Annotated in this window: 12 protein-coding genes and 1 tRNA gene; 3 read left to right on the plus strand and 10 right to left on the minus strand. The window is 61.3% G+C overall.

Annotation, left to right across the window (positions count from 1 at the left end):
* The 6 genes from BM110_RS18535 to BM110_RS18560 form a co-directional block, all read right to left on the minus strand.
* Nucleotides 1-12686: two-partner secretion domain-containing protein (locus tag BM110_RS18535; RefSeq protein ID WP_093513957.1), on the minus strand; the 12686-nt coding region annotated here is incomplete at its 3' end.
* 33 nt (nucleotides 12687-12719) lie between these two features.
* On the minus strand, nucleotides 12720-14441 hold the full coding sequence (locus tag BM110_RS18540; RefSeq protein ID WP_093513958.1) for a ShlB/FhaC/HecB family hemolysin secretion/activation protein: 1722 nt from the start codon (nucleotides 14439-14441) through the stop codon (nucleotides 12720-12722).
* Nucleotides 14442-14624: 183 nt separating this feature from the next.
* A complete protein-coding gene (locus BM110_RS18545) occupies nucleotides 14625-15404 on the minus strand; it encodes an IclR family transcriptional regulator (protein WP_058424969.1) in 780 nt (259 codons plus the stop codon).
* Between the two features lie 120 nt (nucleotides 15405-15524).
* On the minus strand, nucleotides 15525-16841 hold the full coding sequence (locus tag BM110_RS18550) for an MFS transporter (RefSeq protein WP_058424970.1): 1317 nt from the start codon (nucleotides 16839-16841) through the stop codon (nucleotides 15525-15527).
* 86 nt (nucleotides 16842-16927) lie between these two features.
* Complete coding sequence (locus tag BM110_RS18555; protein ID WP_071492793.1) at nucleotides 16928-18127, minus strand: CaiB/BaiF CoA transferase family protein; 1200 nt, start codon at nucleotides 18125-18127, stop codon at nucleotides 16928-16930.
* Nucleotides 18124-19065, minus strand: a complete 942-nt coding sequence (locus BM110_RS18560) for a hydroxymethylglutaryl-CoA lyase (protein ID WP_093513959.1) — start codon at nucleotides 19063-19065, stop codon at nucleotides 18124-18126. The genes BM110_RS18555 and BM110_RS18560 overlap by 4 nt, the downstream gene beginning before the upstream one ends.
* A 328-nt stretch (nucleotides 19066-19393) precedes the next feature.
* On the opposite strand from BM110_RS18560, the gene BM110_RS18565 reads away from it, so the two are divergent.
* The gene (locus BM110_RS18565) at nucleotides 19394-20320 is read left to right on the plus strand and encodes an SMP-30/gluconolactonase/LRE family protein (RefSeq protein ID WP_093513960.1); all 927 of its coding nucleotides are present in this window, start codon (nucleotides 19394-19396) and stop codon (nucleotides 20318-20320) included.
* Nucleotides 20321-20428: 108 nt separating this feature from the next.
* The gene (locus BM110_RS18570; protein WP_093513961.1) at nucleotides 20429-21715 is read left to right on the plus strand and encodes a CitMHS family transporter; all 1287 of its coding nucleotides are present in this window, start codon (nucleotides 20429-20431) and stop codon (nucleotides 21713-21715) included.
* 86 nt (nucleotides 21716-21801) lie between these two features.
* On the opposite strand, the gene BM110_RS18575 is transcribed toward BM110_RS18570, so the two are convergent.
* From BM110_RS18575 to BM110_RS18585, 3 genes are all read right to left on the minus strand, one after another.
* Nucleotides 21802-22470 carry a hypothetical protein gene (locus BM110_RS18575; protein WP_256575441.1) on the minus strand — a complete coding sequence of 223 codons (669 nt, stop codon included), beginning with the start codon at nucleotides 22468-22470 and terminating at the stop codon, nucleotides 21802-21804.
* Nucleotides 22471-22473: 3 nt separating this feature from the next.
* Nucleotides 22474-23775, minus strand: a complete 1302-nt coding sequence (locus BM110_RS18580; RefSeq protein WP_256575442.1) for a M48 family metallopeptidase — start codon at nucleotides 23773-23775, stop codon at nucleotides 22474-22476.
* 63 nt (nucleotides 23776-23838) lie between these two features.
* On the minus strand, nucleotides 23839-24267 hold the full coding sequence (locus tag BM110_RS18585; protein ID WP_093513962.1) for a hypothetical protein: 429 nt from the start codon (nucleotides 24265-24267) through the stop codon (nucleotides 23839-23841).
* A 173-nt stretch (nucleotides 24268-24440) separates the two neighbouring features.
* Between BM110_RS18585 and BM110_RS18590 the strand changes: the two genes are divergently transcribed.
* On the plus strand, nucleotides 24441-25388 hold the full coding sequence (locus BM110_RS18590) for a helix-turn-helix transcriptional regulator (RefSeq protein WP_092243278.1): 948 nt from the start codon (nucleotides 24441-24443) through the stop codon (nucleotides 25386-25388).
* Between the two features lie 186 nt (nucleotides 25389-25574).
* Here the strand turns inward: BM110_RS18590 and BM110_RS18595 are convergent.
* Nucleotides 25575-25650: transfer RNA gene (locus BM110_RS18595), tRNA-Asn, on the minus strand.
* Between the last annotated feature and the right edge of the window lie 44 nt (nucleotides 25651-25694).

Below are 25694 nucleotides of genomic sequence, written 5' to 3' on the forward strand. Positions count from 1 at the left end.
TTAGTCACCTCGTCACGCTGGGTTTTCTTGGTGCCCCAACTCCCCTTCTTCTTCATGTCATACAGCGAATAATCGCTGTCTTCTGCCGACAGCAGCGCCAATTTACCGCCAGCAACCAGGTATGCCTCGTCCCCCGCAGTGATCCGGCTGGCAATCATCGCCAGATCCTTACCCGCACCCAGCGATACATCCTCACCCGCACTCAGCGCGGTCGAAACCTGACTGACATGATCTTCCTGACGTTTCTCCTTTTTGCTTTTGCGGGAGGAATGTTCCTCATCTGCAGCCGAAGCCAGAATCAAATCACCGCCAGCACGCATGTTGATGTCGCGCTTGGCATCGATCTGACTGGCGATCGCTGCGATGTCTCGTCCCGCCTTGACATTCACATCGCGCCCGGCATCCACATCGGAGCCGTGTTGTGTGGCGCTGCTGGATTGCAGGCGCTTGCCCATATCCATCGCATTGCGTTCTTCGGCGGCGACTAAGCTGGCATCGCGCCCAGCGACAATGGTCGTGTCGCGACCGCTTTGCAGAGCACCACCGACACTGGCAAAGTCTCGCCCGGCGCCGATGTCCAGATCATTCGCCGCCTCAACCCGCGCAGCGCTGTCCACATAATCGCGATGCTGCGAATACCCTGCCCCTTTGTCATCCCAACCGGTCACGCTGCGCTCGTTGATCACATCGCCATTGATGGCGGTCAGCGTCACATCGCGCCCTTTGATGATGCCGCCGGCTTTGTTGACGATGTTGTTGCCCGCCAGCAGGTCCAGGCGGTTGCCTGCTTCGATCAGCCCGCTGTTGGTCACATCATTGGCGGCCTTGGCCGACAGGTTGTTGGTGGCGCGCAGGGTGCCGGCGTTGACCAGGTTTTCACCGGCAATCAGGTTCAGGTCGTTACCGGCGATCAAGGCGCCGGTGGGGGCAAGACGGTTATTGGCCTGGGCCAGGTACAGCACCGGCACCAGGACTTTTTCACCGTTCACTTCGTGCTCTTCCAGCCACACGATGTCATGCGTCAGGGCTGCGACCTGTTGTGAGGTGAGGCTGACGCCCATCGACAGGTTCAGCTGCTGCTTGCTGCTGATGGCGTTGTCCATCAAGTACTTGAACAGTTTTTCGTCGGTGGTCTGGCCGTCGATAAAGCGTTGCCCGGTGCGCGCTTGCGCGGCCTGCTGAACCAGACGCTGTTCGTACAGGCCATCGCCCAGGCGCTTCCAGCTTGTGTCTGGGTTGTAGCCCAGGCCTTGCAGCAGGTAGTCCGAGCTCATGAATTGCTTGAGGTCGGTGAGTACCGGGTTGGTTTCGATCAGGTATTTGTGCGGCTGCGAGACGGCACGGCTGTCCGGCAGGCCCTGGACGCGGCTGATGGTTTGGCCGGCCAATGCCGTGGGCTGGCTGACGACGGGTGGTTGTACCTGACCGGCAGGCAGTACGTCCTGGGCAGCCGGGGTAAGGCCCGGCAGTTGGGTATCCGGCGCAGCGATCGCCGCAACGTCGGTACTGCGCGTGATGGTCGACAAGCCCGGCACACTCAGATCAGGGAGAGCCCCGTCTGACGACGTATGCACAACCCTATCGCCTGGCGTGACGGCAGGCAGGTCGATGCCCGGCCGCGAACCATCGACCGCAGGCTGGGAAACACCCGCGGGATTGCGCGCATCAATGCCCTCAACGCGGGTGATGTCGGCACCGTTGGTGCGGCCCGGTAACCGGGTTTGCACATCGGCGCTGCCTACACCGCCGGTATCGATGGCACTGGCGACCGCATTAAGCAAACCCGCTTCACGGGCAGCCACGGCGACCTGACGCGTGCTGGTGGCGACTTGCGCCGCTTCGCCGACTTGAATCACGCGGCCATGGGTGGATGGCAGCGCTTGCTGACGCTGGCTCGGATCGAGGCTGGCGCTGCCCAGCGTCCAATTCTGATTAACAGTGCCCGCCTGCCCCGTCGTGCCGCTTTGGCCACTTAAACGAAACAATCCGTTCTGCCCGCTGGGCAAACCGAAGCCCGGCAGGGTCAGGGGGTTGACCTGCTGTTGGGCAAGGTCGGGTGGCAACTGTGCATTGAGCACAACCACCTGGGTTTTATTGGCGCCTACGCCGGTGTCCAGCGAACGCCCACCCACCGCCTGCGCGGTCTTGATCACGTTGATGTTGTTGATGCTTTTACTGGCGGTGAGCGCAGCGTTGCCACCGGCCTGAATAATCGCCGGGGCCACCACTTGGGTGCCGCCTTGTACGGCGATGGGCTGGTTGATACCGGGAAACAGCGACGGACTGAACCGCGCCATCAAGTCCGCAAACGCCGCCTCATCCACTGGCGAGCCCTGCGGGTGCGCGCGGTTATAGGCCTGCACCGCGGCGACCATCTGGTTGTACTGGCCCTTGGAGATTTTGGTAATACCGCCGTATTCCTGGCTCTGAGAACCGGAACCACCGGTAGCTGCCTGGTTGAGGATGTTTTCGCCAGTAATCGATAGGTCATTGGCGGCCGACACCACGCTGTAGCGGTTGGTGAAGTTCTGCCCGGTAACCACCATGTTGCGCCCGGCGCTAAGGGTGGCCGAAGGCGAGTCGATCTCAAGCACACTCGACACGGTACGGCTCAAGGTCACCGCAGGGCGTCGGTCACTCCAACCGCCGCTGCAATGCTGGGTGCACCGAATGCCCACGCCCACGGACGTCAACTGCTGGTTGAGCTTGAATTTCTCGCGCTCGTTGACCACGTCGTTGGCCGCGATTCGGAGGTCGCCCATGCTCTCGATGCTGGCGGAAACGTTACGCACGCTCTGCGCCTGGGTTCCACCGGCTACCCCCGCTACCGTGAGGTTGCCCAGGCTGTAGATGTCCGAATAGTTGTTGGTCAGGCTGCCCAGGTTGAAGGTCGAGTCCTGGCCGCTGAACAGGAATCCGCGTGCGCCGACACCGCTTGCAGCGTGATCGTTGAGCAGGCTTTGGGCCGTCAGCACCAGGTTCTGTGAAGCCCCCAACGTGCCGGTGTTCACAATGCTGCCAGCGTTGATGCGCAAGTCGCCGCTGGAGGTCAAACGCCCACGGTTGAGCAGTTGGCCCCCGGTGGTCAGTTGGGAAGTGCCACCGCCAGCCACGCTGGCGGTTTCATTCACGGTTATCTGCGCAGCGCTCAGGCCCAGGTTGCCCAGGCTGCTATAGCGCCCGTTACCGCCGTAGCTACCGGCCAGCGTCAGATTGGCCGTGCCGTCACTGGCGATCAGGCCGTCGTTGTTCCAGTTGCCGCCGTTGCCCGTCAGGCTGTCGGAGGCGAGTAACTGGCCGCTGGCGGTCTGGCTCAGGGTATTGACGTTGACCGTCAAGCGTCCGGCCTGGATCACGCTGCTGTTGGTCCAGCTGTCTGCGGCCAGGGTCAGGCCACCACGGGTCACCAGGTTGCCGCCAGCATTGATCAGGTTGGCGGTGGCGATATCAAAAGTGCCGGTGCCGCCGTGCAACAGGCTCCCGCCCTGGTTCAGGAAGCCGCCGGCATTCAGGGTCAGGTCAGCGTTGGAGGTTTCCAGTCGACCATTTCGGTTATCGAATGCACCGCCGAGATGGAAGTTGGTTTTGCCGCTGCGGCCCAGCGCGCGCAGTTGCCCGCCTTGGTTGTCGACGCTGCCGCCCGTCACGCTCAGGGTACTGTCGCTTTCAATCACACCGCTGCGGTTGATCAGTGCGCTACCGGCGTTCAGCTCAACCGCACGACCTGCAATCTGCCCGGCGCTGTTGTCCAGTTGCACACCGCTGACTCGCATCAAGCCGGTGGCATACATCCCACCATTGGCATTGGCAAAGTAGTTGGCGTTGACCACTGCATCGCCGGTCTGCGCAGCGATGAAGCCGCTCTGGTTGTCGAGGCGGTTGGCATTCAGGTTCAGGCTATGGGCCTGGAGCGTGCCGCCTTGGTTATTGAGGTCGCCGCTGATGTTCAGGCCCAGGCCGGTTTGACCCTGCACCTTGCCTCTGGCGTTGTTCAATCCCACCGCGGTCAACTGCACATCGGCGTCCTGGCTGTAGATCAGACCGTCGCTGTTGTTCTGCACGATACCGCTGCTGGTGATCGCTACGCGGTCTTTACCAGCGAGGGTGCCGCTGCCGCTGTTGTTCAGGCCACCGCTGAACAACGTCAACAGACTTTGGCTGATGATTTTACCCTTGGCGTCGTTGTTGACCTGCATCGCCCGTTGCAGCAACAAGGGGCCGGAACTGGCAATGCTGCCGCCGCTGTTGTTGAGGGTGCCGAGCAGGTTGAGGGTCAGGCGGCCGTTGGTGGCCAACGTGCCGCCGTTGTTGTTCAGGTCGGTGCCGACGACAGTCATCGCTTGTTGTGCGTTGATCGTGCCTTGGTTGGTCAGCGTTGCCGCCTGCAGATCCAGCGTGTTGCCGCTTTCGATCAAACCGCCATCGACGTTGGTCAACGCACCGGCCACGGTGAGCGTTTGCCCGTCGCCACTGGACAGCACGCCTTTGCCACTGTTATCCAGACTGGCGGCACTGACGCCCAAACGGCCTTGGCTAACCAGCGCGCCTTCGTTGTTGTTCTGCAGCGCGCCACTCAGGCGCACGTCAATTGCACCGCTGCGGCTGGAGAGCGTGCCGTTGTCACGGTTGTCGAGGTTGTCACCCCTGACGTTCAGACCTTGCCAGCCGGACAGCAGGCCTCTTGCGGTGTTGTTCATCGTGGACGCGTTGACAGTCAGCACTTGGCTGCTGATCAGCTTGCCGGCGCTGTTGTCCAGGCTGCGCGCCGTCAGAGCGAAGCTTTGCTGGCTGGAGATTTCGCCGCCTTGGTTATTCAGGTCACGCAGGTTTTTCAGGGTCAGCGGGCCGTTAGTCAGCAGCAGGCCGTTGCGGTTGTCCAAGTCGCTGTTGTTGAGGTCCAGGGTCATCCCCTGCTCGCCCACCACGCGGCCGCCCGCCAGTGCCAGAGCGTTGAGGTTCGCGGTCAACGCGCCTTTGGCCGAGACTTCACCGCCATTGCCCGTGTTGAGGCTGGCAGCGTTGAGGTTCAAGGATTGCTTGGCACTGATCAAGCCTTGGTCCTGGTTGCTCAACAAGCCATCGCTGGTCAGTTGCAAGTCGCTGCGGCTATTGAGCGTGCCGCCACGGTTGTCGACGGAACCTGCGTGAGCGTCGAGGCTGGCGCCGCCGATCAGGCCTTTCAGGTTAGCCAGGGTTTGATTGACGCGCAGGGTCAGGTCCTGATTACTCAGCAGCTTGCCGTTGCTGTTATCCAGACTTTGCGCGGCCAAGGTGAAGGCTTGGGCGCTGGAGATTTCACCGCCCTGATTATTGACGCTACTGAGGTGGTTGAGCGTCAGTGGGCCAATAGCGTTGATCAATCCGCCTTGGTTGTTCAGTTGAGCGTTGTTCAGGTCGAGACTCAAACCCGCGTTGCTGAACAGCTTGCCGCCCTGCTGATCCAAACCGGTGACGCTGGCGGTCAGCGCCTTGGCGCTGCCGATGCTGCCGCCGTTGTTCAACTGTGCGGTGGTCAAGTCCAGGGTATCGCCGCTGTTGAGGCGGCCGTTTTGGTTGTTCAGCTCTCCGGTGCTAACCGTGACCGGGCCTTTGCCGCTGATGATGCCTTGCTGGTTACCCAGATTGGCGCTTTGCAGGGTCAGGCCGCCGTCGGTAACCAGTTTGCCTTCGCTGTTGTTGAGGCTGTCGGTGACGGAGACGCTCAAGCCCTTGGCGCTGGACAGGCTGCCTTTGCTGTTGTTCAGGCTACGGGCCTTGACGGCCAACGCATCTTCACTGCTAAGCACACCTTGGCTGTTGTCGAAATCACCTGCGAGATCCAGCTTCAGCGATTCCTGGCTGAGCAGCTTGCCGCCGTTGTTATCCAGCGATGTGCCAGTCAGGATCAAGCGTTGGCCGTTGAGTTCGCCGAGGGTGCGGTTGATGAGTTGATCAACGGCAAGGTTCAACGTACCGCCTGCGAACACCACGCCCTTGTCGCTGTTGTTGAGTTGTTGGCCGGTGACGCTGACGTCGGCGTTGCCGGTCAATTCGCCGCTGCGGTTATCGACAGTCGCCACGTCGAGTTTCAGCGCTTTTGTGGCGCCTACCAGACCGTTGCGGTTATCGAGATTTGCGCCGCGCAGGTTGAGGGCGTCGGTGCTGATCAGCTTGCCGTTCTGGTTGTCGAGTTTGCTCGCGTTGATCATCGCAAGCGCCTTGCCCGCGATCTCGCCATTGCGGTTGTCCAGCGCTGCGCTGGTCAGCAACAAGGCACCGTCGGCGATCACGCTGCCACGTTGGTTATCGAACCATTCGCTGGCGCTGAGGGCGACATCGCCACGGCCACTGAGCAGGCCTTCGGTGTTGTCCAGGCGAGTGCTGCGGGCATCAAGGCTGGCGGCGTTGATATGGCCTTTGAGGTTGGCCAGCAGTTGCTCCACACGCAGGGTCAGTGCCTGGTTGCTGATCAGTTTGCCATTGCTGTTATCGAGGTTTTTTGCGACCAAGGTGAAGGCGTTTTGGCTGGAGATTTCGCCGTGCTGGTTGTTGACAGTGGCGAGGTTGTCGAGTGTCAGCAGGGGTGCGTTGATCACCCCTGCGTTGACCAGTTCGCCATTGTGCAGGTCAAGGTTGAGTTGCGTGGTGCTGACCAGTTCGGCGCCGCCCAGCTGCGTCAGGCCGGTAAGGCTGGCATTCATGGCGCCGACGCTGCCGATATGCCCGCTGTTGTTGAGCTGGGTGGCGCTGAGGTCGAGCTTGTCGGCGCTGATCACGCGGCCTTCGACGCCGTTGGTGAACAGTCCGGTGTTGACCGTCGCCAGGCCTTGGCTTTTGAGCAGGCCGTTGGTGTTCTCCAGGCTGGCACTGGTCAGTGTGAGGTTTTGGCCGCTTTCGACGGTGCCACCTTGGTTGATTAGCGCCGCTGCGCTCGCAAGGGTCAGCGGTCCTGCGCTGGATATCTTGCCGCGGGTGTTGTCGATGCGCTGGCCTGCCAGCTCCATGGAGCCTTCGCTGGTGAGCTTGCCGCCGGTGTTGTCCAGGCCTGCCTTCAGTTGAAGTGCCAAAGCACGCTGAGCGCCAACAGTGCCATCGGTGTTATCTAGAGCAGTGCCGGTAAGCCGAGCGTCCTGGGCAAAGATCAAGCCTTTGGCCTGATTGATCACCTCGGCCATGACCAATTCCAGCCCAGTACCGGCCAACAACTTGCCGCCGCTGTTATTCAGACGCGTGCCGCTGAAGTCGATGCTCTGCTGGCTGGAGATTTCCCCGCTGCGGTTGTCGGTACTGCCGACCTTGAGTTTCAGCACTTTTGTCGCGGCGAGCAGGCCGCCATCTCGGTTATCCAAGGTGTCAGCGTTGAGGCTCAGATTGCCCTGGGCGACCCACTGACCGCCCTGCTGATTCAGCACGCCAACCGTGGCGTCCAGATCATCCTGGCTGGCAATGCGTCCCTTGGCGTTTTCGACGGTATCGAGGGTCAGGCGTACCGGGCCAATCGCGCTGGTCAGGCCGTTCTGGTTGTTCAAGGACTGGCCGGCAAGCACCAGCGCCTGCTTGCTGTTTAGCACGCCTTCGCGGTTGTCGACTTGGCCGACATGCAGGTTCAGGCCCTGATTGGCGCGCACCGCTCCGCCACGGTTGTCCAAGCTATTGCTGCGCAGGGTCAGCAGGTTCTGTCCGGACAGGCGACCGGTGCGGTTGTCCACACTCCCAGCCTGGATGTCCATCACGCCTTTGGCGAGCACAGCACCTTTGGCTTGGTTATCAAGCAGGCCATCGACCTTCAGCGTCAGGCTGCCATCGGTCGCCAGGCTGCCGGACTGGCTGTTATCCAGGCTGGCCGCGGTCACGTTCAAACGCTGGCCGGCACCCAAGGTGCCGCCTTGGTTGGACAGCGCGCCGGTGGTTGTCAGGTCGAGGCTGATGTCGCCCATCACATGACCGTCGTTGCGGTTGTTCAGGGTCATCGCGTTGACCACTGTGGCGCCGCTGCTGGAGACTTCGCCGTCATCGTTAAGCAGGTCGGCCCCCAACGTTAACGCCAGGTCTTTGGAACTGCTGAATACGCCGCTGGTGTTATCCAGTCGCTCTGCTTGCACAGTCAGGCCTGCGGCAGCAATGACGCCCTTGAGGTTGATCAGCGCTTGGTCGACTGTGAGGGTCAGCGCCTGGTCACTGAGCACATGGCCGTCGCTGTTATCCAGACTTTTCGCAGCCAGGACAAAGCTACGCTCGCTGGAAATTTCGCCGTGCTGGTTGGCGACGGAGGCGAGGTTTTTCAACAGCAATTGCCCTGGCGCGTGGATCAGGCCACCGGCGTTGTTGAGAACGCCGAGGTTCATGTCCAGGCTTAAATCGCGGGTGCTGTAGAGCTGGCCACCGTTGCGCTGATCCAGGCCGGTGAGGCTGGCGGTCAGTGCCTTGTTACTGGCGATATGGCCGTCAAAACGGTTATCCACCTGCCCTGCCGTCAGGTCCAGGAGATCGGCACTGGTGAGGCGCCCGCCGCTCTGGTTATTCAACGCGCCGGTCGTGATGCGCACCGCGCCGTCACCGATCATTTTGCCGCCGCTGTTGTCGATGCTGGCGCTGCTCACGGTCAACGCCATCGCGCTAAGCAGCTCGCCGCTGCGGTTGCTCAGAACGCCGTTGGCGGTCAGGTTCAACGCCGCGCCGCTGCTGAGGCGGCCGCTGTCGTTGTTCAATGTGGTGGTTTGCAGGGTTAGGCGCTTGTCACTGCGCACGGTGCCTTGCTGGTTGTTCAGTTGGTCGAGTTCCAGACTCAGTGCGCCGTTCGCCAGAAGGCGACCTTTGTGGCTGTTGTCGAACTGCCTGCCGTTAAATGACAGGTCGGAGAGGCTGGAAACTTCGCCGCCTTGGTTGTTCAGGTTATCAACCTTCATCACCAGCGACTGGCGTGCATTGAGCAAGCCACCCTCGCGGTTATCCAGCTGCGTGCCGCTTACCTGCATCGGCCCGGCTGCCGTTACGCTGCCGCCACGGTTATCGAATTGACCCATCGCCAGGTCCGCCTGCTCACCGCTGACAAAACGGCCGCCACGGTTGATCGCGATACCACGGGTGGCGACGTCAAGTAACCGATCCCCTTGCAACAGCCCCTGGCTGTTATCCAGGCTCATACTGCTCAAGGTGGTGGTAGCACCGACGATTTCACCGTGGCGATTGTCAAGGGCCGTGTCGACGGACAGCGTCAGATCATCGCGGACTTTGAGCTGGCCTTCGGCGTTAACCAGGCTGTTTGCGTGCAGGTCCAACCCCGTGGCGGCGACCAAGCCTTTGGTGTTGTCCAGCGCGTTGGCAACGCGCACCACAAGCCCTTGCTCGCTGAGCAACTTGCCGCCCCGGTTGTCGAGGCTGTCTGCGGTAAACACCAGGGCCTGGGCACTGGAAATTTCCCCGCCCTGGTTATCAACACTGCTTAAGTTGCTCAGTAGCAACGCACCCGGCGCATGAATCAAACCGCCTTGGTTGTTCAGATGGCCGTGGTTCAGGTCCAGGGCTACACCCGCCTGGCTGTGGATATTGCCTTTGGCGCTATTGTCCAGGCTTGCCGTGCTCACCCGTAATGGGCCGGTTGCGCTGAACAGACCGGCCTGGTTCAGCAGATACGCACTGATCAACGCGGTAAGGCGACCGTCGCTGGTCAGCTTCCCGCCACTGTTGTCCAAGCGCGTCGCGTTGATGTCCATCGCCTGCCCGGCGAACAGCGTGCCCTGGCGATTGTCGATCAGGCCCACGCTGTTGAGCGAGAGCATCGCGTCGCCTTGCAGCAGGCCCTCGCGGTTATCCAGCGACATACTGTTGACCGACGCCGTGCGCGCCAACAGCTTGCCACCGCGGTTATCCAGTGCGCCGTCGATCTGCGCGATCAAGCCATCGCCGGCGCTGAGCGTGCCACCTTGGTTAGTCAGGCTGGCGGCGCGCACGTCCAGGGTTTTAGCCGAGATCAAGCCTTGCGTGTTATCGAGTGCGTGGGCGATGCGCACGGTCAAACCCTGCTCGCTGAGGAGCTTAGCGTGGTGATTATTCAGGGTGTCCGCGGCCAGGGTGAACGCCTGGGTGCTGGAAATTTCGCCGCTCTGGTTATCGACGCTGGCGAGGTTGCTCAGCAGTAATTGGCCTGGGGCGTTGATCGTGCCACCCTGGTTGTTCAAATGACCGTTATTGAGATCGAGGCGCACATCCCCCTGGCCGAAGAATCGGCCATCGTTGTGCTGATCCAGACCACTGACGCCAGCATTCAGCATTTGGCCCGCACTGATGCGGCCGCCCTCGCTGTTATCCACCTGGCCAGCGCTCAAGTTGAACGCAACATCACCGCGCAAGGTGCCATGCTGGTTATTCAGCGGGCCGCTCGATTGCACAGTGAGGTTATGGGCGACAAGCGTGCCTTGTTGGTTATCAAGGCGACCCAGGTTGAGGCGTGCATCACCTTTGGCGGCAAACAGACCGGTCTGGTTGAGCAATTGCCCGGTGATCGCCGCGACCAACGCGCCGTCGCTGGTGAACGTGCCTGCGCTGTTGTCCAGGCGGGATGCATTGAGGGTAGCGGTTGCACCTGCCGCCAATGTCCCGCGCTGGTTGGACACCGCGCCGCTGTTGAGCACCAGGGCGCGATCACCTTGCAGGCGGCCGCGCTCGTTGTTCAGTTCACCGGTGGTGGACGCAAGGTCGGTTGCCAGAAGCTCGCCGGTGCGGTTATCCAGCAGACCTGTGATGTTCGTCGTTAGATGATTACGTGCGCCGAGCTTGCCGCCCTGGTTGTTCAGGCTCGCGGCGTTGATGTCGAGGTTAGACGCCGAAACCAGGCCCAAAGCAGTGTTCATCGCTCCGGCGATACGCAGGGTCAAGTCTTGGTCGCTGAGCACTTTACCCGCGTCGTTGTCGAGGCTATTGGCGGCCAGGAGGAATGACTGCGTGCTGGAGATTTCGCCTTGACGGTTATCGACGGTCTTGAGGTTGTTAAGGGTCAATTGACCGCTGGCGTTGATCAGACCGTTGCGGTTATCCCAGTGCCCTTGGTTGAGATTCAACGTCAGAGAGTCTTGGCTGTTGAGCGCGCCCTTTTGACTGTTGTCTAGAGCGCCGGTATTGACCTGCACCGACTGACGCGCTGCAATTCGACCGCCCTGGTTATTGACCAGACCCGATGCGTTGAGGCTCAACGATTGACCTGCCGACACCAGCCCCGCCACATTGTCCAGCGCTGCCAATTGCAGCACGACCTGTGCCTGGCTCGACAGCTCGCCATTGCGGTTGGTCAGTTGCCCGATGCCCGCCGTCAAGTTGCCCGTGCTGGTGACCAATCCGCCTTGGCTGTTGAGCAGTTGATTGGCGTCGATTCCCAGGTTGCCCGCGCTGAGGATGCGGCCCTGGTTCTGGTTGTCCAGAGTCGACGCGTTCAGTTGCGCATCGCGTTGAGCGCTCAAGGTGCCACCCTGGTTGGCCAGGTTGCCCGTGTTGATGGTCAAGTCACGGCTGGCGATCACCGTCTTGCCGCTGTTGTCGATGCTATTTGCTTTTAAGCGCACATCGCCTTGGGCATTGCGGCTGTTATCCGCATTGACGCCCGCTTCGATGATCCCGTTGTTGGTCAACCGCCCAGCAGCGTCCAGTGTGATGCTGTCCCTGGCCGCCAGGGTTTGCTGATTGGTCAGTGCGCCTTGGGTGGTCACCGACAAGGCAGTACCGGCATACACGGCGCCCTTGGCCTCTACGCTGGTTGCTTTGACCGCCACTGCCGTACCGGCCGAGGTCTGGCCCATGACCACATTGCCCGCTGCATCAATCTGGATATCACCACCGGCGACCATGTCCCCGGATAGTTTCACCCCTACGCCGGCCTCGGTCCCCACCAACCTGACCGCACCCACATACATGCCGCCCAGCGCCGACGAGTCAATCGCCAGGTCCGGTGCCTTGCTGCCGTCCGCCGCACGCGCCGTGGCGTTCAGCGTGCGCGCATCCACATCATTGCGACCCGCTACGATGGTGAGCTTTTTCGCCTGGAGCTGCGCGTTGAGGGTGGTGGCGCGGGTGATGATTTCGAACTGATCGACGTTGCTGGCGTTCAGGCCGGTGCCTTCGATGGCGACGTTGCCCTGATCCACTTGGTAGCGGCTGATCTGGCCGTTTTCGATGACCGCCTTGCCCGTGGTGAGGGTGGCTTGAGGGGTGTTGATAAAGCCGCAACCGTTGCAACTGATGCCATACGGGTTGGCGACAATCACATGGGCCGACTGCCCCGCCACTTCGGTGTAGCCACGCAATTGGCTGGGGCTGCCGCCATTCACCTCGTTGAGGATGACGCTGGCGGCGCTGCCATTGAAGTTTGGGTTACCCACGATGATGCCACCCAATTGGGTGGATTGGGTCCGGCTGGTCGCGTTATTGAAAATGACCCCGTTGGCGCCGACGTTGTAGTCGTGGAATTGGTTGTGCGATAGCCCGTTAGCGTTGGGCGCAGCGATGTTGACGATCGGAACGCCGTTACCCGCCTGCCCAAGGCTCGTACCCGGTCCGCTCACGGCAATGCCGTCCGCCTGAGCCAGCAGGGGCTGCCAGAACATGGCGTTCGCCAGTACCAACGCCAACCCGCGCTTGGGCAAGCCCAGGAAGGTAGAACGGCTTTTCAAGGCAGCAGAAGGTTGGCGCGCAAGAAAGGCGAACTGGCAAACGTCCATGTCATGTCCCGATGCCCAAAGGGCGGTAAAAAATTAAAGGAAGAAATCCATACGGAAGTAGATCGGCGCTTCACGTTCAGTGATCGGCCCCGGTCGTTCCAAAGAGTGTGCAAAGGTCACCGTGGCCGCGACGTTCTTGCCGCGTGCAAACAGCTCCAGGGAATTGCTGGTCATGCGCCCATGCTGCTCGGCGTTGTAGCGACCGTGGCGGATCACGCCCTGGTCGTAGCCGAGGCTGGTGCCGTATTCGCTGAACACCGGTTGCATCCAGGACCAGGTCACCGGGCGGCTCCAGCGCAGGTCGTTGCGCCAGTAGCCGCCGCTGTCGCCGGACAGGCTTTGATCCTTGTAGCCGCGAATCGAGGACTGCCCACCCAGGCTCATGCGTTGCGGGCTGAACAGCACGTCTTCGCTGCGCTGGCCGGTCATCAGGCTACTGAAACTGAATGACTCGCCCCACAACTTGAACGGGTACAGGTAGCTCACTGTCGCGGTGTATTTGCGGTAGCGCGCATCCGCCTGGCCGGGTCGTGGGTTGTGGTTGGCCTGGGCGTCGAAAGCGCCAATGCCGTCCTGCATGCCCAGGTCGACATTGAGGAACGAGCCGCCGATGCGCCGGCCGTGGTTGATGCCAAACTGGGCTTCGCTGAGGCGGTTGCTGCTCAGGGCGAGCTTGCTGTCCTCGATGAAGTTGTTGGTGCGCAGGTAGGCCACGCCGGTGCTCAGAGAAGTCTTGCTCAAGGCGTCGCGGTGGACGACCCGCTCCAAGCGCAACTGGTGGCTCTGGCTGTCACCGGACTGCTTGAAGTTGAAGCCGCTGGCCTGGGCGAGGGAGCGGTATTCAGTCTCGCTGTAGCTGTAATTGAGGTTCCACCAGCCAAACGGCAGGTTGTAGTTGAGCATCGAGTTGCGCGAGGTCTTCTGGTGGTCGCTGACGGCATCGTGGCCGCCGCGCAGGGAGAGTTGGTCAGCCAGACCGAGAGGGTTATCCCAATCCAGGCTGGCGCCCCACTGCTGCTCGCCAGTGGCGCGCTGGCCGCCGTTGTGACGCGACAGGCCGACGCGCCAGGGTTTCTGCGGGGTGTTTTTGACCAGCACTTCGCTGCCGCCTACTTCTTTGCCAGGAGCCAACTCCATCTGGGCCTGGTTCGAGGGCAGACGATTCAGTTGATCCACCATCTGCTCGATTTCACGCAGGTTGAGCAATTCACCCTTTTTGCCTGGAAAACTCATCGCGAGTTGCCGGTCGGTGATGCCGCTGCCCTGCTCGCCCTTCAATCCTTCGAGCCTGCCTTCGACTACCTGGATCTTGAGCACGCCGCTGGAGAGGTCTTGTTGCGGCAGGTAGGCACGGCTGGTGACCAGGCCTTTGGCCAGGTAGTGGTCGGTGATGACCTTGAGCACCTCATTGAGTTGCGGTACCCCCAGGCATTGCCCGATGTAGGGCTGGATCAGCGCGTTGCGTTCGCGTTCAGACAGCGCGTCGGCACCGGTGAGTTCGATGGTCTTGATGGCGAAACAGCGGGTGTCAGCAGGCGCCGTCGGTTTGGCAGGAGCGACGGCTTTGCCGGGCAAGTCCTTGAGTTCGTCGAGGCGGCGTTGTTGCTCTTGAAGCAGACGATCCTGACGATCACGGATCAGATCAGTGACGCCCGGGGTGCTCTGCGGGGTCGCGCCTTGGACCGTCCCGGCGAAGCCCAGGCAAAAACAAGCGGACAGCAGGCCGAGCCTGGTCCGGCGTACCAAACGCCACATTTCTAGATCCCTCTATATGGCGTAGTGCCATCAATGAGCGGCGATCTTAAGATGGCGATATAGTGGCGTCAATTAAATGTACAACTTTGTACCACTACCGACTCCAAGAGAATGGGTATTGCCGGCCTTGGGTGGGCCGACTGCTGCCTCTCACAACATCGGCCCTAAGCGGTCGCTCGCCGGTTAACGACGGACCATCGATTCGCCCAGACGTGTCAGAGCTGCACGTAGCTCTCGGTCATTACCTCCGAGCGCATTGCTGGCGATGGCTGCGTTTCTCAACAGGATCGACGCCGCATGTTCGATGTGTTCCTTGAGCAGACGGTCGGACGGACCGGACAAGGTCAGCGCCCCTTTCAACTCATGGCCCATGGCAAACACCGGCACTGATACGGCGGTAGTTTCCGGGTCCCGCTCGCCGAAGGAACAGGCCCAGAAGCGTTCGCGGACCTCGGTCAATGCAGGCTCCGCATCGCGGGAAAAGGCCCGAAGGATCTTGCCTGACGCTCCGGCCTGCAACGGAAAGCGCGCGCCCTCCAGCACCGAAACCCGCACCGCACGCTTGGGCTCGACCCGAAACAACACGACGCGGCTGCCGTTTTCCAGCACGTAGAACGAAGAGGTTTCACCGCTTTCCTCAGTGATTGACTCCAGCAAGGGGTGAATCACGTCGCGCAGTCGGAACGAGCTCTGGTACAGCTGCGACAACCGCAGAGGCTCAGGGCCGACCGAGTAACGACCATCGGTGAGGCGACGGACGAACCCGGCTTTTTCCAGCGAGGCGATCAGGCGCAGGATGGTGCTTTTGTACAACCCCGTCCGCCGCGCGATTTCGGCCAGGGCCAGACAGTCCTGCTCGATGCTGAAGGCCGACAAAATAGCAAATGCGCGGTCGACGGCAGCCACGCCGCCTTCAGCATTGGCGGCCTGGTCGGAAAGGTTTTTTTCAGATTCGGTAGTCATAGACACTCATTGTCGATTCGTCGCTCGCAGGCGGCGGATGATTCGCAAACCACCCCGCCAACCCGCAAGACAATATCAGAGCCGCCCGATCCCTTCTGAAAAAAGTGCAGCCGCTGCTCACTACTCGCGCAGGAAGAAGCGAAGCGAGACGACCATTGCTGCGGCAACGAACATGATGCAGCCCATGACCATAAGACCTGCGGTGAACGACCCGGTGTAGTCCTTCAAAAAGCCCATCAGGTAAGGCCCGACAAACCCGCCAAACGCGCCAATGGAATTGATCAGTGCGATTCCACCCGCTGCGGCTTGCCCGCGCAGGAACTTGCCCGGCAAAGTGTAGAAAATCGTCTTGCCAGCGATCGTGCCGATCAGCGCTAAAGTAATCCCTGCCAGTGCCGGAACCAGCGCGTCCATTCGCAGCGCCAGGATTAACGCAAAGCCTGCCAGCAGCATGGCCACGGTCAGGTTGAAAATGCCTTTGCCCGTACGGTCCACATGTTTGGCCCAGATCAGTAGCGCTACAGTGGCAAAGAAGTACGGAATGGCCGCAACCCAGCCGATCATGCTGACTTCGACACCATGGGCCTTGAGCATCTGCGGCAACCAGATACCGATGCCGTAGGAGCCCAGGGTGAAGCTGAAGGTGATCGAGCTGAGAATCCACACGCGTGGGTCTTTGAGTGCGGCCTTGAAGCCATGGCTGTGCTGACCTTTGCTCTGCTCTTCGGCGAGCATGCCGGTCAGCACATGGCGTTCTTCGGCGGTCAGCCATTTGGCCTCGGCCGGGTGGTTGGTCAGCACCTTCAAGGTAATCAGACCGAGGATGCACGCTGGCACCCCTTCGATGAGAAACATCCATTGCCAACCCGCAAGCCCGAGCAAACCGTGCATCTGCAACAGCCAGATCGACAGCGGCCCACCCACCAGAAACGAGATCGGCGTGGCCACGGTAAACCAGGCCAACACCCGCGTGCGGTATTGCGCGGGGAACCACAGGGTAAGGAAGAAAATCACGCCGGGAAAGAAGCCGGCTTCAGCGATGCCAAGGATCAAGCGCACAATATAAAAGCTGTACGGCCCGACGATCATCGCGGTAGCAGCAGCGGCCAGGCCCCAAGTGATCATGATCCGCGCCATCCACAGGCGGGCGCCGAAACGGTACATCGCCAGATTGCTCGGCACTTCGCACAGGCAGTAGCCGAAGAACATGATGCCCGCGCCAAGGCCGAACTGCGTGGCGGTCAGGCCCAACTGCTCGGTCATCTGCAACGCGGCGTAGCCGACGCTGGTGCGGTCCAGGTAATTGAAGAAATACGCCAGCGCGAGCAAGGGGATCAAGCGCCAGGCGGCCTTGTGCAGGACGCGGGTCTGTTCGGCATCCAGGGAGCGCACGCTGCTGATATCGCTGCTGTGCGGGGGTGTCGTGACGATGGCCATGACGGGTTTCCTCAGCATTTATTTTTATAAGGCTGACGGCGGGAATGTCCGTCAGCTACAGGAATCAGGAATCCCTTCCAGCGGTATCAGCGAACGATGCCACGCCCGCGCAACGCTTCGATGTCACCCGACGCGTAGCCCATTTCTTCGAGCAGCTCGGCAGAGTGACTGCCCATTTGCGGCACATTGAGGCGGGTATTGAAGCGACGACCATTCATCTCGAACGGCAGCATTGGCACCTTGACCGCGTCGCCATTCTCCAGCGTCAGATGGGCCAGCCCACCCGACTCGTTCAGGTGCCGGTCGTCGAACAGGTCCTGCGGCCGCTGGATCGGCGAAAACGGCAGGCCCGTCTGCTCGCACAGGTCCATGACCTCCTGCTTGCTCATTTGCGCCAGACGCTCGCGGACCTGCGGCAGAATCCTCGCCCGGGCCTGCACGCGCTGGGTGTTTTTCGCCAGTCCAGGGTCGCGCCCCAGCTCTGTAAAGCCAAAACCCTGGCAGAAATTGACCCACTGGCTGTCGCTCACCACGCCCATGAACACCTGCTCATCGCCCAGGGTATTGAACACGTCGTAGATCGCCCAGGCTGACAAACGACTGGGCATCGGCGCGGCAGGCTTGCCAGTGGTTGCCATCTGCATCATGTGTTGCCCCACCAGAAACGCTGAGTTCTCGAACAGCCCGGTCTGCACGAACTGCCCTTCCCCGGTGTTTTTGCGTTGCCACAGCGCCGCCAGAATCGAGATGGCGCTGAACATACCGCCCATTACGTCATTGACCGAGGCACCGGCGCGTAGCGGGCGGCCTTCGGGACCCGTCATGTAGGCCAGGCCCGTCATCATCTGCACCACCTCGTCCAGCGCAGTGCGATGTTCATACGGCCCCGGCAGAAAGCCTTTCATCGAGCTGTAGATGATGTCCGGCTTGATCGCCTTGACCTGCTCGTAGCCCAGGCCGAGCTTGTCCATGGCGCCGGGACGAAAGTTCTCGGTGACCACATCGGCGCTTTCGATCAGCTTGCGCACCGCGGCCATGCCTTCCTCGGTCTTGATGTCGACCGCGAAGCTTTTCTTGTTGCGGTTGTAGGTCATCCAGTAGCCAGCGCCGGAGCCGGTCAGGCGACGCGTGTTGTCACCCTCGGGCGTCGGCTCGACCTTGATCACTTCAGCGCCGAGGTCCGCCAGCACCAGCCCACAGGTCGGGCCCATGACCATGTGCACGAACTCGACCACGCGCACGCCTGCCAGCGGCAGCGCCTGAAGGTTCCGATTGAGCAGGCTCATCGCGCACCTCCGGCGTAATGGAAATTCTTGCCGACGCCTGCGTCAGGGATGAAGCCATACAGCGGCTCTCCTGGCAGGCCCTGTTTCAGCCAGGCGCGAGCGGCCACCAGCTTGTCGATGTCCACGCCGGTGCGCAGGCCCATGGACTCGAGCAGGTAGACCAGATCCTCGGTCACGATATTGCCCGACGCCCCCGGCGCATACGGGCAACCGCCGATACCGCCCTGAGAGGCATCGATGGTGGTGACGCCAACATCCAGCGCCGCGACCACATTGGCCAGGCCCTGCCCACGGGTATTGTGAAAATGCGCGCTGCCGGCCTTGCTGCCGATCTCGTTGCGCAGACGGGTGAACACGCGACGCACCTGCGTCGGATTGGCGTACCCCACAGTGTCGGCGAGTCCGACTTCATCGACGCCCAGCTCGACCATCGTAAGGGCCATGCGCAGCACATCGTCCTCGGGCACCTCGCCCTGAATCGTGCAACCGAACACCGTCGACAGCCCGGCCTCGACCTCGACGTGCGGGAAGCGCTCGTTGCGCAGGGCCATCACCGTACGCACTTCGTCGTAGACCTGTTGATGGGTCTTGCGGATGTTGGCCAGTGAATGGGGCTCGCTGACGGAAATGGGCAGGGTAATCTTTTGTACGCCGGCGTTGAACGCTGCCTCGGCGCCCTTGAGGTTCGGCACCAGCGCGGTAACGAACACGTCCGAACGCTGACGCATGTGTGCCACCAACTCGGCGGCATCGGCCATTTGCGGCAGCAGTCTGGGGGACACGAACGAGCCGACCTCGATCTCCTTCAAGCCAGCGTCGGCCAGGGCCGTCAGCCATTGAAGCTTGAGCGCAGTGGGCATGGTCGCGCTAATGCTTTGCAGGCCATCACGGGGGCCGACCTCGCTGATCAGGATGTCCAGGTAGTTATTAGAGTTCATCGCCGGGTCTCCGGGTGGTGGAATGCAATAGTTCTATCTGACAGAACACTGTTCTGAAATAATCATGAGCCGACAAAATCCCACTGTCAACGCCTCTCATCCCGAGCGATGCGCCAGGGCGCTCCCGAGAGCGTTGGGAGTGCCTGGTGATGAATGGCGAAATGAAAAACAGACAATCCCGGTGGGTTGACAGCTGAAAAAATAAAGTCGAACCTTGTTCTATCTGCAAACACAACGTTCTGTCAGATAGAACAAAAACAATAAGGCGAAAAGGTCTCGTCACCAGCAAGATCGGTGCTTTCCGTTCGCCCCCGTAGGAGCTGATCCTGTGAGCCTGTATGCCCCGCCTCGCGATTTGTCGACCCGCGTGTTCACCACGCTGCCCGAAGCATTCTGGAAAGACGGCGACTCCGACTGGGTACGCGCCAACAAACCAGGGCAGAAGGTCAAAAGCTTTCTCGAAGGGCCGTCCTTCGACCGGGACGGCAACCTGTACGTCACCGACATTCCCTACGGCCGCATCCTGCGCATCGACCCTCAAGGCCACTGGACGTTGATCGCCGAGTACGATGGCTGGCCCAACGGTTTGAAAATCCACCGCGACGGGCGGATTTTCATCGCCGATTACAAGCAAGGGATCCTGACGCTCGCTCCGCACACCGGCGCGGTGACGCCGTTCCTCACTCACAGTCGCAGCGAAGGCTTCAAGGGTGTCAACGACCTATTCTTCGATGCCGGCGGCAAGCTGTACTTCACCGATCAGGGCCAGACCGGCCAGCAGGACCCGACCGGTCGCGTCTACGCCTATGATCTGGAAAAGCAGACCCTCACGCGTCTGATCGACAACGGCCCGAGCCCCAATGGCCTTGTCATGGACCTCACGCAGAACGCGCTCTTCGTGGCGATGACCCGGGGCAACGCTGTCTGGCGCCTGCCGATCCAACGCGACGGCGGCACCAGCAAGGCGGGCATTTTCACCGCCATGGCCGGGGGCGTCAGTGGCGCCGACGGCATGGCGCTGGACAGCGAAGGCAATCTGTATGTGTGCGATGCCGGTAACGGCTGCGTCTGGGTGTTCGACCCTCACGCCGTGCCGCTGTACCGCATCCGCTCGTGCACCCAAGGCCGCACCCTGACCAACCTGGCGTTCGGTGGCGAGGGCAATCGGCAATTGTTCATCACCGACTCTTCTACCGGTTCCATCCTGGTCGCCGACCTGCCCCATAGCGGCCAGCCGATGTTCTCGCACCACTAAACCCGCAACACGCTGAATCCTGTGCGCCTGCTGCACCGGCTTCGTTCGGCCCGAAGAACGCGAGCCGTCCCGCGCTCGCCCCCTACAAAACCAATAAAAGGGATGCCCATGTTGATCTTTCTGAGCTACGCCATGATCGTCTGCTTCATGTACCTGATCATGAGCAAGCGCCTTTCACCGCTGGTGGCGCTGCTGCTGGTGCCGATCCTCTTCGGTTGCCTCGGCGGTTTCGCCACGCAACTGGGCGGCATGATGTACGACGGCGTGAAGATGCTCGCCCCCACCGGCATCATGTTGACCTTCGCGATCCTGTATTTCTGCATGATGACCGACGCCGGTCTGTTCAACCCGCTGATCAAGGTGCTGTTGCGGCTGGTCAAGGGCGACCCGCGCAAGATCGTTGTCGGCACCTCCGTGCTGGGGTTGTGCGTCGGCCTGGACGGCGACGGCGCAACCACGTACATCATCGCCACAGCAGCTTTTTTGCCGCTGTATCGTCTGACCGGCATTCGTTTGCAGGTCATGGCCACCGTATTACTGCTGGCCATCGGGGTGATGAACATCCTGCCGTGGGCCGGGCCGTTTTCGCGAGCGGCCAGTGCCATGCACGTCGACATCACCGAGCTGTTTTTACAGATGGTTCCCATCATGATTGCTGGCGGTGTATGGGTGATTTTTGCCGCCTGGTGGCTAGGTCGAATGGAATACCGCCGTTTGGGTATTGTCAGCGTCAGCGAAGACAAGGTGCTCGAAGGCTACGCACACGTTCGCCTGAGCGACCCGAAATTTCTGTTCAATGGGGTCCTGACGGTCGCCCTCATCAGCTCGATGATGCTCAGCCTGATGCCGCTGCCGATCCTGTTCATGGTCGCCTTCGGCCTGGGTTGCCTGATCAACTACCCGACGCTCAAACAGCAGAAGAAAGTCATCGGTCGGCACGCCGACAACGTGCTGGCCGTGACCCTGCTGATTTTTGCGGCGGGCATCTTCGTCGGCATCATGGGCGGCACCGGGATGATCAAGGCTATCTCCGATAACCTGATCGCCATCCTGCCAGAGCAGGCTGGCCACGGCATGTCAGTCATCACCGCGCTGCTCAGCATGCCGTTCACCTACGTCCTGACCAACGACGCGTTCTATTTTGGAGTGCTGCCCATCCTCGCCGAAACCGCTGCCCACTACGGCATCGGCCCCCACGAAATGGCCATCGCATCGTTGATCGGCCAGCCAGTGCACCTGCTCAGCCCGCTGGTGGCCTCCACCTACCTACTGTGCGGGCTGCTGGACATTGACTATGGCGATAACCAGCGGGTCTCGCTGAAGTGGACCTTCGGCACCGTGCTGGTGATGTTGATCGCGGCCATCGCAACTGGCGCGATCACGGTCATAAACTGAATGCTCAACAGGTTGATTTGCGGATCTGGATGTCAATGCAGCGAGGCAATTTCAACAACCCTGAACCGGCTCTACCGTACAACCGCTCAGGAATCGCGCTGCGTGCCCTGGCGCAGCGCATCAAGATGTTGTTGGGCCTGGGCGGCTTGGCAATAGGCGTTGAGGATGTCTGCGATCTGGTCGTCATCCAGGGTATGGCCCTCATGCATCAGGCCGGCGGATTGAATCAGGATCTGCGGCTGGGGTTTGTTCAGGGCCAGCGCCTGGTTGCCGAACAGCTGTCGCGTGGCGCGATGCACAGGCAGGGGCGCACCGGGTCGCAAAATCAGTTTCTGCACCGTCAGCCAGCCTTCCTCACTGACGCTGACGTCGGCAATTTCGACGAGATCGACCGGCGCACTCAAGGTGTCCACAAACAACTGGCGGCGGGTCAGGCGCATAAAGGCATGTTGCCCGGCGTTGCGGTGCTGCCAAGTGAGCAGTACGAACACCACTGCCATCACCGCGGCACACACGGCCAAGCCGTTGTAACCTCGGTGCAGCCCGAAGCCCAGCAAGCCCAGGGCAATCAGCAAAAACAGCGGACCGCGCACCTTGTAACGGCGCGAATTGGTGAATGCGGTCTGCTCGGGCACGCGATGGATGACCTGCTCGAGTTCGGCGATCGCACGCTCGCGCTGAGCTTCGCGGGAGTCGGCATATTCCTGACTGAGTGTGCTGGCGAGATCCGACAGCGGATCGGAGGGTTGGGTCATGGGTCATTCTCCTTGAGCGATTGATATAGGCGGTGATACAGGCAGCCCGACATCGGAGGACGATGCATGGGTGAGTTGGCTGAACCAGTGGCGGTCGTGCTCGGTAGGCACGCGAGTGGCCTGGGCCAGCAGGTCGTCATCCAGTCGCACGCCCAGTTGCTGCATGCGCAGTGCTGTCGGCGGGTGCGTATCGAACGGGTGCGCGATGGCATGGTCCAGCGCTGCCTTGTCCAAACGCAGCGGTGTATGAAGCAGGTGGTCGGCAAGGGCCTGGATCAGGTTCGGGTGGCGCTCGGTGAGCAGCCTGTGGATCTCCCCGTCGAGCGCGATAACGCGTAACAGTGCCTGGCAGAATAAGCGCTCACCGCCGATGTTGCCGCCCACCCTATCTGCGACCAATTCCTGGGCGCGGCCCCAGTGGTGCACCGCCAGTTGAAAGTGGTGCAGGAAACGCTGCGTCATCCAGATTGCCGGGCGCTCGACCCACGCTGGGTCGGCATCCCCAGCGCTGATATACGAAAAGTGCAGGCACATCAGGCTGAAATGCGCCCCGATCTCGCTGCCCCGTTCGGTGTCGCGACTGCTGAAATGGCCCAGCTCATGGCCGATGATCGACGCCGCTTCGGCCTGGCTCAGGGTCGAGAGGTAGGTCAGCGGCAAGTAAAGGGTGCGCCCGCTGAGCACGTCACCGGCGGGTTGCAGCGCGACATCGACGCTGGTGACGAAAAATGCCTGGTCGATGCCCACCACGATATGGTCGGGCACCGGCGCGCCGGCCGTATTGGCCAGTTGCTCAACCCACGCCCATAAGGCCGCTGCCTTGGCGCGCCCCAGGGTTTGACCCAGAAACGCCGAGGAAGGCCGGTCCAAGGCGTGCCATTGCCGGCGCAACCGCTCAATCAACCGGCAGCCTGTCCAGAGCACGGTAATCACTGGCACCGCCACCAACAGCATGAACCAGCCGCCGGCCTTGAAGTGGCTCCAGCCCCAGCTCAGTTCATACAGCAGGCACAGCGCCAGCGCGCAGACCAGCAGCCCGGTGTAGGCCACCAACCAGTGGCCCAGAGCACGCCAGCAGAGGAACAGACGGCCGTAAAGAAAATCCTTGGATTGCCGCGCGCGCCATGCGTCCAGCCGCATCTTGAGCCATGTTGAGAGCCCGGCCACCAACGCGGCGATGGCCAGCCAGTACGCCAACCCCGCCAGGGCCTGACGCACACGCAGCCAGGCGTAGTCGCCGTTGACACTTTGCGCCTCCCGCAGCACTTCATCGGCGCGCCAGCTCTGCAGACTGGCCCACCCCATCAGAGCCAGCGGCAGTACCAGTATCGTCAGTGCCCACGACCACCGTGCGAATCGACCCACTGCTCAGTTGGCCTGCAAATAATCGGTCAGGAATGCCTGCGCATTGCCTTGGCTGGACAGGAACTCGTCATAGCCAACGTTCAACGCTTGAGCTTCGCCGGGCAAGTACAGCTCGCCCCAGCCTTGACGCAGCACCAGCACGACGAACTTCTGGCCGTCCACGGTGGTGGAATAGCGGGTGTCCTTGCCGGTCTTTTCCACGGCCATTTTCTGGATCTTCATGTTCCAGTCGTGGTCCACGCCCTCTACCTGCACCAGCGCCTGATTGTCACTGCGCGCGCCGATGCGCAGGGTCCAGACTTTCACGCCGCCTTCGCCGGCATAGGCCAGCACTTTTTCCGCGACTTCCGGGCGGTTGTCAGCCTGGGCGAGCCCCGCGATCACGGCCAGAACCAGGCCCAGCAGCGCTGCCCACTTGCGATATATCAACATTTACGGCTTCCTCGACAGTTCAAAGCCGACCATTGAAATCAACGCGCCGACGCCTGCCAAGCGGTGCGGCCGTGGCGCACAATAATAAGGCCGTGGCTCACAACAACTGATCGGCCTGCCCGATGTCGATATCATGCAACGCTGCCCAACCGCTCTGACGGACGCTTTTGCCAATGGACCGCCGCAACCCCTATCTGGACACCCACTTCTGCTTCGATCACCCAGAGGCCCTGGACCAGGCCGGTGTATTCGATGACAGCGCGCAGCAGGTCATGGGCAGCGCGATCGGCCATTACCGTGCGCAGACGGTGCGGCCGCACCTGCAGTATTTCGACTGCGATCTGCAGTTCCCCGAACCGTTACGCATCCACAAGGTGCTGCCCGACAGCGTGTGCATCGTGCAGGTACTGGGTGGGCAATGGCAGCATCGGGTAGACGGTCGGCTAAATGAATACACCCCCGGTGCGCCCCATGTGCTGGGCTTGAGCGAAAGCATGGAAGCCATGGACCAGATGCCTGCCGGCAGCCGTGCGCGCATGGCCGGGCTGCGCATCGGCGGCGACTACCTGCGCCAATTGGCCGAAGAAGACCCGTCACTGCAATCGCTGGCCAGGCTGCTCGACGATGGCATGCACTTTTCAGAACTGCACGGCTGTCGCGCCGTCGGGCGTTTGTTCGAGCGCCTTTATCACTCGCCCTACCAGGGGGCGTTGGAACGGCTGAACCAGGAAAGCCTGAGCCTGGCCGTGCTGGTCGAGCTGGCCACGCACCTGGCGCCACAACCGGCCAAGCCCACGGCCCCGTTGCGCAGCCATTCGGACCTGGCACATGAAGCACGCTTCAAGCTCGACGCAAACCTGATGAAACCACCCGGCACGCTGGCGCTGGCACGGGAACTGGGCGTGGGTGAGACCACCCTCAGACGTGCCTTCAGCCGGGTGTACGGCCAATCGATGCTCGATTACGTGCGCCAGCAGCGCCTGGAACTGGCGCGCACCCTGCTGCGCCAGCGCAAATGGCACGTGGCGCAGATTGCCCACCGCCTGGGGTACGCCAACCCTGCCAACTTCAACCACGCCTACAAGGCGTATTTCGGTCATCCGCCAGGGGCTGAATCATGACGTTCGCTACGCCAACCCTGCCGTCTTTGGTTGAAACCACTGCAGCGACTTTCATGGGGCTTCCCTCTGAATCGTAGGATCAGAGACGGCTTCATGCGGGTCACGCTGTGCGCTTTGATCACCCTCAGAGAAATCCAAGGCAAAAAAAAGCCTGCATCGCTGCAGGCTTCTCTTTATGTCGCTATCTGGCTCCACGACCTGGACTCGAACCAGGGACCCAATGATTAACAGTCATTTGCTCTACCAACTGAGCTATCGCGGAATGCGCCGTATGTTACTGATTGAAAAGGAGAAGTCAAGCTTTCT

The sequence above is a fragment of the Pseudomonas sp. NFPP28 genome (assembly GCF_900115535.1).
GTDB classification, from domain to species: domain Bacteria; phylum Pseudomonadota; class Gammaproteobacteria; order Pseudomonadales; family Pseudomonadaceae; genus Aquipseudomonas; species Aquipseudomonas extremorientalis.

Bases quoted from the DNA above. Each gene is read 5' to 3' on its own strand.
- BM110_RS18540 (WP_093513958.1), bottom strand. From the start codon at position 14,441: ATGTGGCGTTTGGTACGCCGGACCAGGCTCGGCCTGCTGTCCGCTTGT.
- BM110_RS18545 (WP_058424969.1), bottom strand. From the start codon at position 15,404: ATGACTACCGAATCTGAAAAAAACCTTTCCGACCAGGCCGCCAATGCT.
- BM110_RS18550 (WP_058424970.1), bottom strand. From the start codon at position 16,841: ATGGCCATCGTCACGACACCCCCGCACAGCAGCGATATCAGCAGCGTG.
- BM110_RS18555 (WP_071492793.1), bottom strand. From the start codon at position 18,127: ATGAGCCTGCTCAATCGGAACCTTCAGGCGCTGCCGCTGGCAGGCGTG.
- BM110_RS18560 (WP_093513959.1), bottom strand. From the start codon at position 19,065: ATGAACTCTAATAACTACCTGGACATCCTGATCAGCGAGGTCGGCCCC.
- BM110_RS18570 (WP_093513961.1), top strand. From the start codon at position 20,429: ATGTTGATCTTTCTGAGCTACGCCATGATCGTCTGCTTCATGTACCTG.
- BM110_RS18575 (WP_256575441.1), bottom strand. From the start codon at position 22,470: ATGACCCAACCCTCCGATCCGCTGTCGGATCTCGCCAGCACACTCAGT.
- BM110_RS18580 (WP_256575442.1), bottom strand. From the start codon at position 23,775: ATGGGGTGGGCCAGTCTGCAGAGCTGGCGCGCCGATGAAGTGCTGCGG.
- BM110_RS18585 (WP_093513962.1), bottom strand. From the start codon at position 24,267: ATGTTGATATATCGCAAGTGGGCAGCGCTGCTGGGCCTGGTTCTGGCC.
- BM110_RS18590 (WP_092243278.1), top strand. From the start codon at position 24,441: ATGGACCGCCGCAACCCCTATCTGGACACCCACTTCTGCTTCGATCAC.